We start from the raw sequence: 15,942 nt of genomic DNA, 5'->3' as shown, positions 1-15,942 counted from the left end.
CCCGTCGGATGTCGTTCAAGGAATTGATATGTCGCTCTGGCTGACGGTTGTAGGCATCGGTGAAGACGGCTTCAAGGGCCTGGGCAGGAATGCCCGGCATGCCCTGTTGCGCGCCACGCGGATTATAGGTGCTCAGCGCCAGTTGGACCTGCTGCCGCAGTGTATTGGTGGCGAGCGCCAGCTGTGGCCGAGCCCGTTTTCACTGGATCCGGTGTTGTCGCGCCGTGGGGAGCCTGTGTGCGTCTTGGCCAGTGGCGACCCGATGTTCTATGGCGTCGGCGCCAGCCTGGCGCGGCAAGTGCCAACTGAAGAGTTGTTGATTTTGCCCGCGCCATCGTCGGTATCCCTGGCGGCGGCGCGCCTGGGCTGGCCGTTGCAGGAGGTGGTGACGTTATCCGTAGTGGCTCGTCCGGTGGCGGCACTTAATGCGCATCTGGCCAGTGGCGTGCGCTTGTTGGTGTTGAGCAATGACGCCAGCAGCCCCGCTTTGATTGCCGCGTTGTTGGTCGAGCGTGGTTTTGGCTCCAGCCGCATCAGTGTGTTTGAACATTTGGGCGGCCCGGCTGAACGGCGTATCGACGGGCACGCGCAAGCGTGGGAGCACACGGCGGTTGCCGATTTGAACCTGGTCGCCATCGACTGCCTGGCGGATGCGAACGCACCGCGTCTGTCGCGTCTTGCCGGCTTGCCGGACTCGGCCTTCAAACACGATGGCCAACTGACCAAACGCGATGTGCGCGCCATGACCCTAGCCCGCCTCGCGCCCATGCCGGGCGAACTGTTATGGGACGTGGGCGCGGGCAGTGGCTCCATCGGTATTGAATGGATGCGCACCCATCCCAGCTGTCGCGCCTTGGCGATCGAAGCCGACGCAGGCCGACAAAGCCTGATCGAACACAACCGCGACGCCCTCGGCGTGCCCGGCCTGCAACTGATTCGCGGCAAGGCGCCGGAGGCGTTAAGCGGCCTGGAAACGCCAGACGCCATCTTCATCGGCGGCGGCGTCACCCGCGACGGCGTGCTCGACACCTGCTGGCAACACCTGCGCCCCGGTGGCCGCCTGGTTGCCAATGCCGTGACCCTGCAAAGCGAAATGACCTTGATGAACTGGCGCGCCGAGCATGGCGGTGAACTGACCCGCATCCACGTCGCCCAGGCGCAGCCCCTGGGCGAGTTCGATACCTGGCGCCAGGCGCTGCCGATCACGTTGCTGGAAGTGATCAAGCCGCTATGAAAAGGATTCTATTACTGGGCGGGGTCACGGAAGCGCTGGCCATCGCCCGTACCCTGGGGCCGCAGCATATCTACAGCCTGGCCGGCGTGGGCCGCGTACCAACCGACCTGAACTGCAAGGTTCGTGTCGGGGGTTACGGAGGCGCTGAAGGGTTAGCGCAGTTTATTCGTGACGAACGTATCAGCCTGATCATTGACGCCACCCATCCGTATGCAGCGCAGATCAGCCAAAACGCGGCCCAAGCGGCGCAATTGAGCGATGTGCCTTGCTGGGCATTGCGACGCCCAGCCTGGCAGCCGCAGCCGGGGGATGATTGGCGCGAGGTCGCCGACTGGGCCGAACTGGCCGAAGCGCTCAAACCCTTCAAGCGCCCTCTGTTCACCTTGGGTCGCGAACCCTTGCAGCACCTCGACGAAATCCCCGCCGAGCAGTTCTGGACCTTGCGCGCGCTGGATGTGTATCCCGGCAACGAGCGCTGTGAGGTGATCGGCGCACGCGGACCGTTCATCATCAAGGACGAGCGGGCGTTATTCGAAGAACGGCGGATTGATGTGCTGATCAGCAAGAACAGCGGCAGCACCGCCACCGAGCCAAAGCTGGAAGTGGCGCGTGAGCGTGGGGTGCCGGTGTTGGTGTTGAAGCGGCCGGTGTTGGCTGCCGTAGATCGAGAGTTCACAGCAGTGCCGGCGTTGCTACAAGCAATCACTCTTTTCTAAACACCACCTATCCAATGTGGGAGCGTGCTTGCTCGCTCCCACACTTTGGAATTGCGTTATCAAATGACGGTAGTAGATCAGCCAGCCAAGGCGCTAGCTCAATCAACTGCGCAACCATTGGCTGGTAAAAGCCCTATACCTGACTTGATCGTTCCCACGCTCCGCGTGGGAATGCATCCTGTGACGCTCCGCGTCACGGCTTTAAAAGCGGACGCAGAGCGTCCAACGCGGCATTCCCACGCAGAGCGTGGGAACGATCAGCCCGCCTGGTGCGCCGCGTCCTTTCTGCAAAATTGGCAAGCGGCCGTTCTCGTCTATCCTCAAACCCACCACTGCGACACCAAACCACACCCGCCCTTTTTACTTATCCCCCCCGATCAGGCTAAATACCCGCCTGATCGTTTAACCCTACGGATTATCCGCCATGGCCCGTCAACGCTTTGCAATTGCCTGGATCGCCTGCCTTGCAGTGCTGTTCAATGCGTTTGCCATGCCGTTGGCCAGTGCGATGCAGCAGACCGATGACCCGGTCAAGCGTCTGATGTGGGGCGGGTTCTGTTCGTCCAATGGCGCGAGCCTCAAGGCGATTGCCCTGGGCAAGCTGGAAATTCCCGCACCGCCGGACGATCACTCCGCCATGCAGCATTGCTGGTGTTGCTCGGGTTCTGCGCCGTTGGTGGCGTTGCCGGGGCATGTGCCGCAGTTGTATGTGACGCGCTTCGAGGCGGTTCAGAACTTGCCGCCGCGCTTATTGCGCAATCCAACCCCGCGCCAGCAATGGCCGAGCCTTAACCCCCGCGCTTCTCCAACGGTCTGATCTTCTTCGCAAGTGAACTGCGTTTAGAACCGTTCTGGAGAACTGCCATGCTTAAATCTTCCCTGCTTCTGGCTGCGTTGCTGCTGCCGGTGTTCAGTGCTGCCAATGCCGAAGACTACAAGGCCGGCGATTTGCTGGTGAGCGACCCCTGGTCTCAGGAGTTGCCACCGAATGCGCCTACCGTCGCCGCCTACTTTGTAATTCATAACACCGGGGCGGCTCCGGATCGCCTGCTCAGCGTTGAAACCAGCGTTGCCGAAAAAGCCGAGCTGCATGAGCACGTAATGCAAGGCGATTTGATGAAGATGCAACAAGTGCCCAGCGTTGCCGTACCGGCCAAGGGTGAACTGACCTTCGCGCCGATGGCCTATCACGTCATGCTGCTTGGCCTCAAAGACCGCAGCCTGCTGGCCGACGGCAAGCAATTCCCGCTGACCCTGACCTTCGAAAACGCCGGCAAGGTCCAGGTGCAAGTGTCGGTGCACAAAGCGCCGCCAATGGCCGGCCACGAGCATATGCACACCCAGTAAGCCAAACCCGATGGGCGCCCCTCGCGCCAGGTTGTCTCCCCACCGCCGCCTGATGCGCGGCAGTTGGATCAGCCTGTTCGCCATGCTGATGATTTTTATCGGTCCGCTGATTTCCCAAGCGATGCCGATGGATCATCACGCCAGCATGTCCATGACCATGGACATGCCCAACTGCCATGGTGAACCTGCGCAGCACAGCAAAGCCCCCGACGAGCATCATGTTCTCTGGGAAAAATGCGGCTATTGCAGCTTGCTGTTCAGTTGCCCGGCCCTGCCCGGCAGCGTCTCCTACGTAACCCTCGGCACCCCGCCGCCCGCCAACGCCCTCACCCCCGCCACGCGCCTGGGCCATGCCCGGCAGAGCATCTTCCCCGGCGCGCGCAGCCGCGCGCCGCCTGTCGTTTCGTAAGCCCTTCACAGCGTTACTTCACCCCGGCCGACTTTAGACAGACAGCCGCAGGCTGCTGGCCGTGTTGTTTACGATTGATTGATGGAATTTGTCATGTCCAGGTTTTCTGCTGACACCCGTTTGGGAAGTACTGCCCTGCTCACCGCCTTATGCGGCGCACTATTGGCTGCCCACGCTCACGCCGACGAGCATGAGCTGAGCCCCACCGTCATCACCGCGATCGCCCCCAGCTCACCGCTGACCGTGGTCACCAACCCCAAAGACCCTCGCCAACCGGTGCCCGCCAGCGATGGCGGCGACTACCTCAAGACCATCCCCGGCTTCGCCCTGGTGCGCAACGGCGGCACCAACGGCGACCCGGTGCTGCGCGGCATGTTCGGCTCGCGCCTGAATATCCTCACCAACGGCGGCATGATGCTCGGCGCCTGCCCGGGGCGCATGGATGCGCCAACTTCGTATATTTCGCCGGAAACCTACGACAAGCTCACCGTGATCAAAGGCCCGCAAACCGTGCTCTGGGGCCCGGGCGCGTCAGCGGGCACCATCCTGTTCGACCGTGAACCCGAGCAATTCGGCGAGCTGGGCACGCGGGTCAACGCCAGCGTATTGGCCGGTTCCAACGGGCGTTTCGACAAGGTCATCGATGCTGCTGCTGGCGGCCCATTGGGTTATGTGCGCGTGATCGGCAACCAGGCCCATGCCGACGACTACAAGGACGGCAACAACGACACCGTCGCCTCGCGTTATGACAAGTGGAACGGTGACGTGGCTGTGGGCCTCACGCCCGACGCCGACACCCTGCTGGAACTCACCGCCGGGCGTGGCGATGGTGAAGCGCGCTACGCCGGTCGCGGCATGGACGGCTCGCAGTTCCTGCGCGAAAGCCTGGGGCTGCGTTTCGAGAAATCCAATATCGGCGAGGTGCTGGATAAGGTCGAGGCCCAGGTCTACTACAACTACGCCGACCATGTGATGGACAACTACAGCCTGCGTGTCCCTTCGGGCACCGGCATGATGGCGGGTCCCATGGCGTCCAACGTCGACCGCCGCACCCTTGGCGCACGCATCAAGGCCACCTGGCGCTGGGCGGATGTGCAATTGATCAGCGGCCTGGATGCACAGACCAATGAACACCGTGCGCGCAGCAGCATGGGCATCGACACGTATAAGGATCTGCCGCGCAACAAGGACGCCAATTTCCACAACTACGGTGTGTTCGGCGAACTGACCTGGTACGCCGCCGACAACGATCGCCTGATCACCGGCGCACGCCTGGACCGCGCCTCGGCCAAGGACTTCCGTCAACGCACCGGCTCGGGAATGATGTCGCGCCCGAACCCGACCGCCGGCGACACCCGCGCCGATACATTGCCCTCGGGCTTTGTGCGTTATGAGCACGACCTGGCGGACAGCCCCACCACGCTGTATGCCGGCCTGGGCCACGCGGAACGTTTCCCGGATTACTGGGAGCTGTTTTCCCCCAACACCGGCGCGGCCGGTTCGGTGAATGCCTTCGACGGCGTGAAGCCCGAGAAAACCACCCAGCTCGACTTCGGTGCCCAGTACAAGAGCGCCGACCTGGAAGCCTGGGTCTCGGGCTATGTCGGCCAGGTGCGCGACTTCATCCTGTTTGACTACAGGCCCGGCATGATGGGCACCACCTCCCAGGCGCGCAATGTGGACGCACGTATCATGGGCGGCGAAGTGGGCGCAGCGTACAAGCTGAGCCAACACTGGAAAGCCGACGCCAGCCTCGCCTATGCCTGGGGCAAGAACAGCAGCGACGGCAAGGCGCTGCCGCAAATGCCACCGCTGGACACGCGCCTGGGCCTGACCTACAGCGAAGACGATTGGAGCGCTGGTGCGTTGTGGAGGGTGGTTGCAGCGCAACACCGTATCGACCCGAACAAAGGCAACGTGGTCGGCAAGGACTACGACAAGAGTGGCGGCTTCGGCGTGTTCTCGCTGAACGCGGCATACCGCGTCAACAAGCACTTCAAGGTCAGCACCGGGGTCGACAACCTGTTCGGCAAGGCTTATGCCGAGCATCTGAATCTGGCCGGTAACGCAGGCTTCGGTTACCCAGCCAACGACCCGCAGGCCATCAAGGAGCCGGGGCGTACGCTCTGGACCAAGGTGGACATGAGCTTCTAAAAGCGTCGCAGGCAAGCCTGCGCCCACAGGTGGATTACAGTCCCCTGTGGGAGCTGGCTTGCCTGCGATGGCGGTGTAACAGACCAAGAAAAATCAAAAGCCTTATGCGGAGCACCCGATGACCACACAAAAAATTTCCTTCTACAACCTGGCCTGGCGCTGGCACTTTTACGCCGGCCTCTTCGTCGCCCCCTTCATGGTGCTGCTGGCCCTCACCGGCATCATCTACCTGTTCAAACCCCAGCTCGACCCGCTGATGTACGGCCACCTGCTCACCGTGCCCGCCGCCGAACACGCGCTGAGCGCCGACGAGCAACTGCAGCGCGTCCAGGCCGCCTACCCCCACGCCGCGATCAGCAAATACCTGCCCCCTGCCGACGCCACTCGCAGCGCGCAGTTCGTGATGCGCAACGACGCCCACGAAGTGACGGTGTTCATCGACCCCTATCGCGGCACCGTCCTCGGTGAGCAGGACGCAAACAACAACCTGCAAGCCATCGTCCGCGCCCTGCACGGCGAACTGATGATCGGCACCGTTGGCGATCGCCTGATCGAATTGGCCGCTGGCTGGGGCGTGATGCTGGTGGTGTCCGGCCTGTACCTGTGGTGGCCGCGGGGCAAATCCTCGGCCGGCGTGTTATGGCCGCGCATCGGCAGCCGTGGCCGCTTGTTCTGGCGTGACCTGCACGCTGTCGCCGGCTTCTGGGGCGCGGCGTTCCTGCTGGTGATGCTGCTCAGCGGCATGACCTGGACCGGCTTCTGGGGCAAGCAATACGCCGACCTGTGGAACACCTTCCCAGCCGCGATGTGGAACAGCGTGCCGCAGTCCGACCAGCAGGCCCGTGTGCTCAACACCGCCACCCAGCAGACCGTGCCCTGGGCCCTGGAAAACACGCCGATGCCAATGTCCGGCGACCACGCCGAGCATATGAATCACGGCGCAATGCACGCAGGCCCGGCCGCACCCACGGTGCGTCTGCAACAGGTGGTCGACCTGGCCAACGCACGCAAGGTCGAGCCCGGCTACAGCATTACCTTCCCCACCACCGCCACTGGTGTATTCACCGTCGCGGTGTTCGCCGACGACCCGCGCAACGACGCCACCCTGCACGTGGACCAGTACACCGGCAAGGTCCTGGCCGATGTACGTTGGGATCATTACAACCTGGTCGCACGCGCCACCGAAACCGGCGTGATGCTGCACGAGGGCAAGATGTTCGGCTGGGTCAACCAACTGATCGTGCTGGTGATCTGCCTGATGATTCTGCTCAGCGCGGTCAGCGGCGTGGTGATCTGGTGGAAGCGCCGGCCACAAGGCGGGCTAGGTGTGCCGCCGCTGCGCCATGACCTGCCCAAGTGGAAAACCGCGATGGCGATCATGCTCGGGCTGGCGATCATTTTCCCGTTGGTAGGGGCTTCGTTGGTCCTGGTGTGGGCGCTGGATCGCTTGTTGCTGTCACGCATCAGCGCAACCGCCTGAAGCATTGTCGCGCAACGCCCTCTTTTGAAGCCTGCCGTGCACTCAACGGCCTCCGTGGCGCCAACCTGGTGCGCCACGGAGCGGCTTTACCTCCCGAACCCGCCGGTAAACCGTGTCTGGCGTAGCAGGCACAGCCTTTGCAAAGCCCTGTGTATCTGCCCCACAACAATTATCGGTACACGGAGATCGCACCATGAAGCGTCGCAGCTTGATCAAGGCTTTCACTTTGTCGGCATCCATTGCCGCCATGGGTTTGACCTGGACCGTCCAGGCCGCCGAGACCATCAAGGTCGGCATCCTGCACTCGCTGTCCGGGACCATGGCGATCTCCGAAACCTCGCTCAAAGACATGGCGCTGATGACCATCGACGAGATCAACGCCAAGGGCGGGGTGAACGGCAAGATGCTCGAACCGGTGGTGGTGGACCCGGCGTCCAACTGGCCGCTGTTCGCCGAGAAAGGTCGGCAACTGTTAACCCAGGACAAGGTGGCCGTGGTGTTCGGCTGCTGGACCTCGGTGTCGCGTAAATCCGTACTGCCGGTGTTCGAAGAACTCAACGGCTTGCTGTTCTATCCGGTGCAGTACGAAGGCGAAGAGATGTCGCCCAACGTGTTCTATACCGGTGCGGCCCCGAACCAGCAGGCGATCCCGGCGGTGGAATACCTGATGAGCGAAGAAGGCGGCAGCGCCAAGCGTTTCTTCCTGCTCGGCACCGACTACGTGTACCCGCGCACCACCAACAAGATCCTGCGCTCGTTCCTGCATTCCAAAGGCGTGGCGGATAAAGACATCGAGGAGGTCTACACCCCGTTCGGCCACGCCGATTACCAGACCATCGTCGCCAACATCAAGAAGTTCTCCGCCGGTGGCAAGACCGCGGTGGTCTCCACCGTGAACGGCGACTCCAACGTGCCCTTCTACAAAGAACTGGCCAACCAGGGCTTGAAAGCCACCGAGGTACCGGTGGTGGCGTTCTCGGTGGGTGAAGAAGAACTGCGCGGCATCGACACCAAGCCGCTGGTGGGCAACCTCGCGGCCTGGAACTACTTCCAGTCGGTGGAGAACCCGGTGAACCAGAAGTTCGTGGCCGACTGGAAAGCCTACGCCAAGAAACACAACCTGCCGGGCGCCGACAAAGCCGTGACCAACGACCCGATGGAAGCCACCTATGTGGGTATTCATATGTGGGCGCAGGCGGCGGAAAAAGCCAAGTCCACCGACGTCGACAAGGTGCGTGAAGCCCTGGGCGGCCAGACCTTCGCCGCGCCGTCGGGCTTCACCCTGACCATGGACAAGACCAACCACCACTTGCACAAGCCGGTGATGATCGGTGAGATCCAGGCCGACGGGCAGTTCTCGGTGGTGTGGCAGACCGAAGCGCCGATTCGTGCACAGCCGTGGAGCCCTTACATTCCGGGCAATGACAAAAAACCGGACTATGCCGTGAAGAGCAACTAACGCCCCCACGGCTCGAATGTGGGACATGGTCACTGTGGGAGCTGGCTTGCCTGCGATGCAAACAACTCGGTGTGCCTGACACACCGCAGCGATGCCATCGCAGGCAAGCCAGCTCTTACACACAGCCTGCTCCCACACTGTCCCCGCATGACCAGGACATTTTTATATGCCCACTGCCCTCCACCGCCTCATCCTCGCCGTGCTGCTGGTGCTGCCCTTTGGCGCACACGCCAGCGACGCCGAAGACTTCCTTGCCGCCAACCCGGTGCAGCAAGCCAAACTCCTGCAGGACTGGGCCGCCCACCCCGACCCAACGCGTATCGAGTTGGTGGATGCCCTTGAGCAAGGCCACCTCACGCTCAACGGTGAAACCAAGACCGTGCGCCTGAATAACCGCCTGCGCGGTTTGATCAATAACGTGCAAGCCAGCCAGCAACTGCTCGCCGCCGACCCCAAGGTGCGCCTGGACGCAGCGCGCACCCTGCAAAAAAGCGCGGTGCCTGCACAACTTAAATTCCTCGACCAGCAGGTCGCCGCCGAGACGGATGAGCAGGTGCACAGCGCCCTCAGCCTGGCCCTGGCCAACCTGCAACTGGTCGACCCCGACCCGGTGGTGCGCCTGGCGGCCGTGCGCTTGCTCGGCAGCACCGGCGACCCGCTGGCCCGCACGCGCCTAGAGGCGCTGCTGGCGCCAGGCGTGGAAGCCGACGCCGACGTACACACTGCCGCTGAGACCAGCCTGGCCCAGGTCAAACGCAAACTGATGATGGGTGAGATCCTCGGCCAGGCGTTCAGCGGCATGTCCCTGGGCTCGATCCTGCTGCTGGCGGCCCTGGGCCTGGCGATCACCTTCGGCCTGCTCGGCGTGATCAACATGGCCCACGGCGAGATGCTGATGCTCGGCGCCTACTCCACCTATGTGGTGCAATTGATGATGCAGCGCTATGTGCCCCAGGCCATCGAGTTCTACCCGTTGATCGCGTTGCCGGTGGCGTTTTTTGTCACTGCGGCCATCGGCATGGCGCTGGAACGTACGGTGATTCGCCACCTGTATGGCCGCCCCCTGGAAACTCTGCTCGCCACCTGGGGCATCAGCCTGATGCTGATCCAGCTGGTGCGTCTGGTATTCGGCGCGCAGAACGTCGAAGTGTCTAACCCGGCCTGGCTGTCTGGCGGCATTCAGGTACTGCCCAACCTGGTGCTGCCTTACAACCGCATCGTGATCATTGCCTTTGCGCTGTTCGTGGTGGTGCTCACTTGGCTGCTGCTGAACAAGACGCGCCTGGGTCTGAACGTGCGCGCCGTCACCCAGAACCGCAACATGGCCGCCTGCTGCGGCGTGCCCACCGGGCGCGTGGACATGCTCGCCTTTGGCCTCGGCTCCGGTATCGCAGGTTTGGGCGGCGTGGCGCTGAGCCAGATCGGCAACGTCGGCCCGGACCTGGGCCAGAGCTACATCATCGACTCGTTCCTGGTGGTGGTGCTCGGCGGCGTCGGCCAGTTGGCCGGCAGTGTCATGGCTGCCTTTGGCTTAGGGATCGCCAACAAAATCCTCGAACCCCAGATCGGCGCCGTGCTCGGCAAGATCCTGATCCTCGCGCTGATCATTCTGTTTATCCAGAAACGCCCGCAAGGATTCTTCGCACTGAAAGGACGGGTGATCGACTGATGAACCAGCCATTAATGCTTACGGCCACGCAAAAAGCCGGCCCCAAAGTCACGATTGCAGTCGGTGCAGTCATCCTGCTCCTGCTGCTGGCGTTGCCCCTGTGTTCGTTATTGTCTGCGGACAACCCGCTGCATGTGTCGGCCTACACCTTGACCCTGGTGGGCAAGATTCTCTGTTACGCCATCGTCGCCCTGGCGCTGGACCTGGTGTGGGGTTACGCCGGGATGTTGTCCCTGGGCCACGGTTTGTTCTTCGCCCTGGGCGGCTACGCCATGGGCATGTACTTGATGCGCCAGGCGGCAGGCAGCGAGTTGCCGGCATTCATGACCTTTTTGTCCTGGACCGAATTGCCCTGGTATTGGGCCGGCACCGACCACTTCCTCTGGGCGTTGTGCCTGGTGGTACTGGCCCCCGGTGTGCTGGCCTTGGTGTTCGGTTTCTTCGCCTTCCGCTCGCGGATCAAGGGCGTGTATTTCTCGATCATGACTCAGGCCCTGACGTTCGCGGGGATGCTGTTGTTCTTTCGCAACGAGACCGGGTTCGGCGGCAACAACGGCTTTACCAACTTCCGCAGCATCTTAGGTTTTGGCATCACTGAACCGGGCACCCGGGCGGTGTTGTTTTTCGCCACGGTGCTGTTGCTGGTGGCCAGCCTCTACATCGGCTGGCGCCTGGCGAAAAGCAAGTTCGGCCGAGTGCTCACCGCCCTGCGGGATGCCGAGAACCGCCTGATGTTCTGCGGCTACGACCCACGCGGTTTCAAACTGTTCGTGTGGGTGTTGAGCGCAGTGTTGTGCGGCCTTGCCGGTGCGCTGTATGTGCCGCAGGTGGGCATCATCAACCCCAGCGAAATGTCACCGACCAACTCCATCGAAGCCGCTGTGTGGGTAGCGCTGGGCGGGCGTGGCACGTTGATCGGGCCGTTGCTCGGCGCTGGTGTGGTCAATGGCATGAAGAGCTGGTTTACCGTGGCCTTTCCCGAGTACTGGCTGTTCTTCCTGGGCGCGCTGTTCATCATCGTCACCCTGTACCTGCCCAAGGGCGTTATCGGCCTGCTGAAGAAATGAGGAACGTCATGCTTGAACCAATTTTCGACGCAGGCAGCGGCCGCGATGCGATTGGCATCGGCCAGGTCGCGGGCAAAGGGCTCAACACCCGGCACGGCACCATTCTGACCCTGGAAGATATCAGCGTCAGCTTCGACGGTTTCAAGGCCCTCAACGACCTGAACCTGTACATCGGTGTTGGCGAATTGCGCTGCATCATCGGCCCCAACGGCGCGGGCAAGACCACGCTGATGGACGTGATCACCGGCAAGACCCGGCCCAGCCACGGCAAGGCCTGGTTTGGCGAAACCCTGGACCTGACCCGCATGAGCGAAGTGCAGATCGCCCAGGCCGGCATCGGGCGCAAGTTCCAGAAGCCTACGGTGTTCGAAGCCTTGAGCGTGTTCGAAAACCTGGAGCTGGCGCAGAAGACCGACAAGTCGGTGTGGGCCAGCCTGCGGGCGCGCCTGAACGGGGAACAGAAGGACCGCATCGAGGAAGTGCTCGACACCATCCGTCTAACCGCCTCGGTGCATCGCCCCGCCGGTTTGCTGTCCCACGGCCAGAAGCAGTTTCTGGAAATCGGCATGTTGCTGATGCAAGACCCGCAACTGTTGCTGCTGGATGAACCGGTAGCAGGCATGACCGATGCCGAAACCGAATTCACCGCCGAGCTGTTCAAGCGCCTGGCCGGCAAGCACTCGTTGATGGTGGTGGAACATGACATGGGGTTTGTCGGCTCGATTGCCGACCACGTGACGGTGTTGCACCAGGGCAGCGTGCTGGCCGAAGGGTCGCTGGAACAGGTGCAGGAAAACGAGCGGGTGATCGAGGTTTACCTCGGCCGCTAACGCTGACACGAACGGCTGATCGTTCCCACGCTCCGCGTGGGAATGCCAGGTTGGACGCTCCGCGTCCCGCTGAGCAACGGTGACGCAGAGCGTCACGGGATGCATTCCCACGCAGAGCGTGGGAACGATCATTGAGGAGAATCGAACATGCTGCAAGTCGACAAGCTGCACCAGTACTACGGCGGTAGCCACATCCTGCGTGGGCTGTCTTTTGACGTGAAGATCGGCGAAGTCACCTGCCTGCTCGGGCGTAACGGCGTGGGCAAGACCACCCTGCTCAAGTGCCTGATGGGCCTGCTGCCGGCCAAGGAGGGCGCAGTGAACTGGGAAGGCAAGGCCATCACCGGCTTCAAGCCGCACCAGCGCGTACATGCCGGCATCGCCTACGTGCCCCAGGGCCGGGAGATATTCGGGCGGCTGACCGTAGAAGAAAACCTGCTGATGGGACTGTCACGTTTCCCCGGTTCCGAAGCCAAAGAGGTGCCGGCCTTCATCTACGAACTGTTCCCGGTGTTGCTGCAAATGAAGCATCGACGCGGCGGCGACTTGTCCGGCGGGCAGCAGCAACAGTTGGCGATTGGCCGTGCCCTGGCGAGCCGCCCGCGCCTGTTGATTCTCGATGAGCCCACCGAAGGCATCCAGCCGTCGGTGATCAAGGAAATCGGCGCTGTGATCAAGAAGCTCGCGGAGCGCGGCGATATGGCGATCCTGTTGGTGGAGCAGTTCTATGACTTTGCCGCTGAACTGGCTGACCAGTACCTGGTGATGTCCCGTGGCGAAATCATGCAGCAGGGCCGTGGTGAAAATATGGAACGCGAAGGTGTGCGCGGGCTGGTAACCATCTAATCTGTAGCCTCCTAACGATAAGCGCACGCCATGAACCTGCCCGTTACCCCTGCCCTGTTCACGCCCAGCTGGCACGCCGAGCTGGAACTCGGCTACGCGCGTGTCAATGACACCACGCGCCCGGTGCTGCGCCGCCACCTTGGCCCGCTGCGGGTGCAAAAACACCTGTACGCCGAAGGCCCCGAGGTATGCCAGCACATCATCGTGCACCCGCCCGGCGGGATTGCCGGTGGCGATCGCCTGGACATCAGCGCCCATGTGGGCACGGGTGCCTGGGCACAACTGACCAGCCCCGGCGCCGCCAAGTGGTACCGCGCCAGCGGCCCGGCGTTTCAACACGTCAAGTTGACCGTCGAGGCCGGCGCGACGCTGGAATGGCTGCCCCAGGAAACCATCGTATTCAGCGCCGCCCAGGCCGAACTGACCACGCGAGTGGAGCTGTCGGGCGATGCGCGGTTGTTCTACTGGGATGTGGTCGCTCTGGGCCGCCCGGCCAGTGGCGAACGGTTCGACCTTGGCCACTTTCAATCGCACCTGGACATTCGCCGCGACGGCCAGTTGCTCTGGCACGAACGCCAGCGCATTGTGGGCGCCGATGGATTGCTGGATTCGCCAATCGGGCTGGATGGGCAACCGGTGTTTGCCACGTTGCTGGTGACCGGTGAGCTCGACCCTGAACTGCTTGAACAATGCCGCTCACTGCCCCACGCAGTGCGCGGTGACCTGACCCAACTGCCCGGTTTGCTGGTGGCGCGGTGCCTGGCCAGTGAAGCGCTGCTGGCGCGGGGATGGTTGATTGATTTATGGCGGCTTTTACGCCCGGCGCTGTTTGGGCGTGAAGCAGTCGCACCAAGAATCTGGAGCACATGAAGATGCGCCCTTTTGTAGGAGCGAGCTTGCTCGCGAAAATCGTTAACGATAACGCGGGCATCCTGAATGCACGCGGCGCCCTCGGGTTTTTCGCGAGCAAGCTCGCTCCTACAGGGGTAAGCGCTCGTCTTTTTAACTGCCTTACTACGGACTGAACCATGGACCTGACCCCACGGGAAAAAGACAAACTGCTGATCTTCACCGCAGGCCTGGTCGCCGAACGGCGCCTGGCACGCGGAGTGAAGCTCAACTACCCGGAGACCATCGCCTATATCTCCGCCGCCCTGATGGAAGGCGCCCGCGATGGCCGCACGGTGGCCGACCTGATGCACTACGGCACCACCCTGCTCAGCCGCGAACAGGTTATGGAAGGTATCCCGGAAATGATCCCGGATATCCAGGTGGAAGCCACGTTCCCCGACGGCACCAAGCTGGTCACCGTCCACCAGCCCATTGCCTGAGGCGCAGCCATGATTCGTGATGCAACCGAACACGACCTGCCGGCGATCCGCGCCATCTACAACGACGCGGTGTTGAACACCACGGCGATCTGGAACGAGCAACCGGTGGATCTGGCCAACCGCCAGGCCTGGTTCAGTGCGCGCCAGGCGCAGCAGTACCCGATCCTGGTCGCGGTGGACAACGACGAAGTCACCGGCTACGCCTCATTCGGCGACTGGCGCCCCTTCGAAGGCTTCCGCTACAGCGTCGAACACTCGGTATACGTGCGCAATGACCAGCGCGGCAAAGGCCTCGGCCCGAGCCTGATGCAGGCCCTGATCGAGCGCGCCCGCAACTGCGGCAAGCACGTCATGGTCGCCGCCATCGAAAGCGGCAACCTGGCCTCGATCCGCCTGCATGAGCGCCTGGGCTTCGTGACTACCGGGCAAATGCCGCAAGTGGGCATCAAGGTCGGCCGCTGGCTGGACCTGACCTTTATGCAACTGACGTTGAATCCGGGCGCCGAACCGCCCCAGGAGTGAGATCGATGAGCGCTGCACAACTGCGTCGAGTCAATGCTGAAAGCTTTGCCCATTACCGCCGGGGCTTGATTGAGCTGTTGCTGGACGCGGTGCAGCACGGCGCGTCGGTGGGCTTCATGGCCGACTTCGATGAGGCCCAGGCCCGGGACTACCTGACCGGCGTGCAAGCCGGCGTCGAGGACACCAGCCTGCTGCTGTGGGTGGTGGTGCGCGACGAGCAGGTGATCGCCAGCGTGCAATTGGCGTTGTGCCAGAAAGCCAACGGCCTGAACCGCGCCGAGGTGCAAAAGTTGCTGGTGCACAGCAGCGCCCGTCGCCATGGCCTGGGCCAGCAATTGATGAATACCCTGGAACTCGCCGCGCGCCAGCACAAGCGTGGCCTGCTGTACCTGGACACCGAGGCCGGCTCCGGCGCCGAAGCCTTTTACCAGTCGCTGCGCTACACCAAGCTCGGTGAACTGCCCGACTATTGCCAAAGCCCGGACGGGCGTTACAGCCCGACCGCCATCTACTTCAAGACCCTGGGGCAACCTGCATGATTCCTGGTGAATATCAGATCCAGCCTGGCGAGATCGAACTGAATGTCGGCCGCCGTACCCTCACCCTCGGCGTAGCCAACAGCGGCGACCGGCCGATCCAGGTGGGCTCGCATTACCACTTTTTCGAGACCAATGACGCGCTGGAATTCGACCGCGCGGCCAGCCGTGGCATGCGCCTGAATATTCCGGCGGGCACGGCGGTGCGGTTTGAGCCGGGGCAGCGTCGGGAGGTGGAGTTGGTGGATTTGGGTGGTGGGCGGCGGGTATTTGGGTTTGCAGGGCGAGTCATGGGCGACCTTTAGGGCCTCATCGCAGGCAAGCCAGCTCCCACCGTTGGAA

General features: G+C 62.6%; 17 protein-coding genes. All 17 read left to right on the top strand.

Annotated features, from left to right (window positions below; translation table 11 throughout):
* The first annotated feature begins 28 nt into the window (after positions 1-28).
* Positions 29-1,234, top strand: coding sequence for a bifunctional cobalt-precorrin-7 (C(5))-methyltransferase/cobalt-precorrin-6B (C(15))-methyltransferase (locus HBO10_RS11490; protein ID WP_034126408.1), 1,206 nt, complete (start codon positions 29-31; stop codon positions 1,232-1,234).
* Complete coding sequence (locus HBO10_RS11485; RefSeq protein ID WP_034126407.1) at positions 1,231-1,950, top strand: cobalt-precorrin-6A reductase; 720 nt, start codon at positions 1,231-1,233, stop codon at positions 1,948-1,950. The genes HBO10_RS11490 and HBO10_RS11485 overlap by 4 nt, the downstream gene beginning before the upstream one ends.
* Before the next feature lie 424 nt (positions 1,951-2,374).
* On the top strand, positions 2,375-2,767 hold the full coding sequence (locus HBO10_RS11475; RefSeq protein ID WP_034126406.1) for a DUF2946 domain-containing protein: 393 nt from the start codon (positions 2,375-2,377) through the stop codon (positions 2,765-2,767).
* Between the two features lie 47 nt (positions 2,768-2,814).
* A complete protein-coding gene (locus HBO10_RS11470; RefSeq protein WP_034126405.1) occupies positions 2,815-3,297 on the top strand; it encodes a copper chaperone PCu(A)C in 483 nt (160 codons plus the stop codon).
* 10 nt (positions 3,298-3,307) lie between these two features.
* Positions 3,308-3,706, top strand: a complete 399-nt coding sequence (locus HBO10_RS11465) for a DUF2946 domain-containing protein (RefSeq protein ID WP_034126404.1) — start codon at positions 3,308-3,310, stop codon at positions 3,704-3,706.
* A 93-nt stretch (positions 3,707-3,799) separates the two neighbouring features.
* The gene (locus HBO10_RS11460; protein WP_034126403.1) at positions 3,800-5,860 is read left to right on the top strand and encodes a TonB-dependent copper receptor; all 2,061 of its coding nucleotides are present in this window, start codon (positions 3,800-3,802) and stop codon (positions 5,858-5,860) included.
* Positions 5,861-5,978: 118 nt separating this feature from the next.
* Positions 5,979-7,340, top strand: a complete 1,362-nt coding sequence (locus HBO10_RS11455; protein ID WP_034126402.1) for a PepSY domain-containing protein — start codon at positions 5,979-5,981, stop codon at positions 7,338-7,340.
* Positions 7,341-7,533: 193 nt separating this feature from the next.
* Complete coding sequence (gene urtA / locus HBO10_RS11450) at positions 7,534-8,799, top strand: urea ABC transporter substrate-binding protein (protein ID WP_003188149.1); 1,266 nt, start codon at positions 7,534-7,536, stop codon at positions 8,797-8,799.
* Positions 8,800-8,965: 166 nt separating this feature from the next.
* The gene (gene urtB / locus HBO10_RS11445; protein WP_034126401.1) at positions 8,966-10,468 is read left to right on the top strand and encodes an urea ABC transporter permease subunit UrtB; all 1,503 of its coding nucleotides are present in this window, start codon (positions 8,966-8,968) and stop codon (positions 10,466-10,468) included.
* A complete protein-coding gene (gene urtC, locus HBO10_RS11440; RefSeq protein ID WP_034126400.1) occupies positions 10,468-11,535 on the top strand; it encodes an urea ABC transporter permease subunit UrtC in 1,068 nt (355 codons plus the stop codon). Before urtB ends, urtC begins: the two co-directional genes overlap by 1 nt.
* Positions 11,532-12,365 (top strand): urea ABC transporter ATP-binding protein UrtD, encoded by an 834-nt coding sequence (gene urtD / locus HBO10_RS11435; RefSeq protein WP_014716710.1) that lies wholly within the window; start codon positions 11,532-11,534, stop codon positions 12,363-12,365. Before urtC ends, urtD begins: the two co-directional genes overlap by 4 nt.
* Before the next feature lie 147 nt (positions 12,366-12,512).
* Entirely contained in the window at positions 12,513-13,211 is a 699-nt protein-coding gene (urtE, locus tag HBO10_RS11425; RefSeq protein WP_034126399.1) for an urea ABC transporter ATP-binding subunit UrtE, read from the top strand.
* Between the two features lie 30 nt (positions 13,212-13,241).
* Entirely contained in the window at positions 13,242-14,081 is an 840-nt protein-coding gene (locus HBO10_RS11420; RefSeq protein WP_034126398.1) for an urease accessory protein UreD, read from the top strand.
* Between the two features lie 158 nt (positions 14,082-14,239).
* Complete coding sequence (ureA, locus tag HBO10_RS11415; protein WP_003171437.1) at positions 14,240-14,542, top strand: urease subunit gamma; 303 nt, start codon at positions 14,240-14,242, stop codon at positions 14,540-14,542.
* Between the two features lie 9 nt (positions 14,543-14,551).
* Positions 14,552-15,064 carry a GNAT family N-acetyltransferase gene (locus tag HBO10_RS11410; protein ID WP_034126397.1) on the top strand — a complete coding sequence of 171 codons (513 nt, stop codon included), beginning with the start codon at positions 14,552-14,554 and terminating at the stop codon, positions 15,062-15,064.
* 5 nt (positions 15,065-15,069) lie between these two features.
* Positions 15,070-15,603 (top strand): GNAT family N-acetyltransferase, encoded by a 534-nt coding sequence (locus HBO10_RS11405; protein ID WP_034126396.1) that lies wholly within the window; start codon positions 15,070-15,072, stop codon positions 15,601-15,603.
* Positions 15,600-15,905 (top strand): urease subunit beta, encoded by a 306-nt coding sequence (locus tag HBO10_RS11400; protein ID WP_003188134.1) that lies wholly within the window; start codon positions 15,600-15,602, stop codon positions 15,903-15,905. Before HBO10_RS11405 ends, HBO10_RS11400 begins: the two co-directional genes overlap by 4 nt.
* Positions 15,906-15,942 lie beyond the last annotated feature (37 nt).

Source organism: Pseudomonas sp. WS 5503, from assembly GCF_012985385.1.
GTDB classification, from domain to species: Bacteria; Pseudomonadota; Gammaproteobacteria; order Pseudomonadales; family Pseudomonadaceae; genus Aquipseudomonas; species Aquipseudomonas paracarnis.
This window is presented reverse-complemented; position numbering and strand designations above follow the sequence as displayed.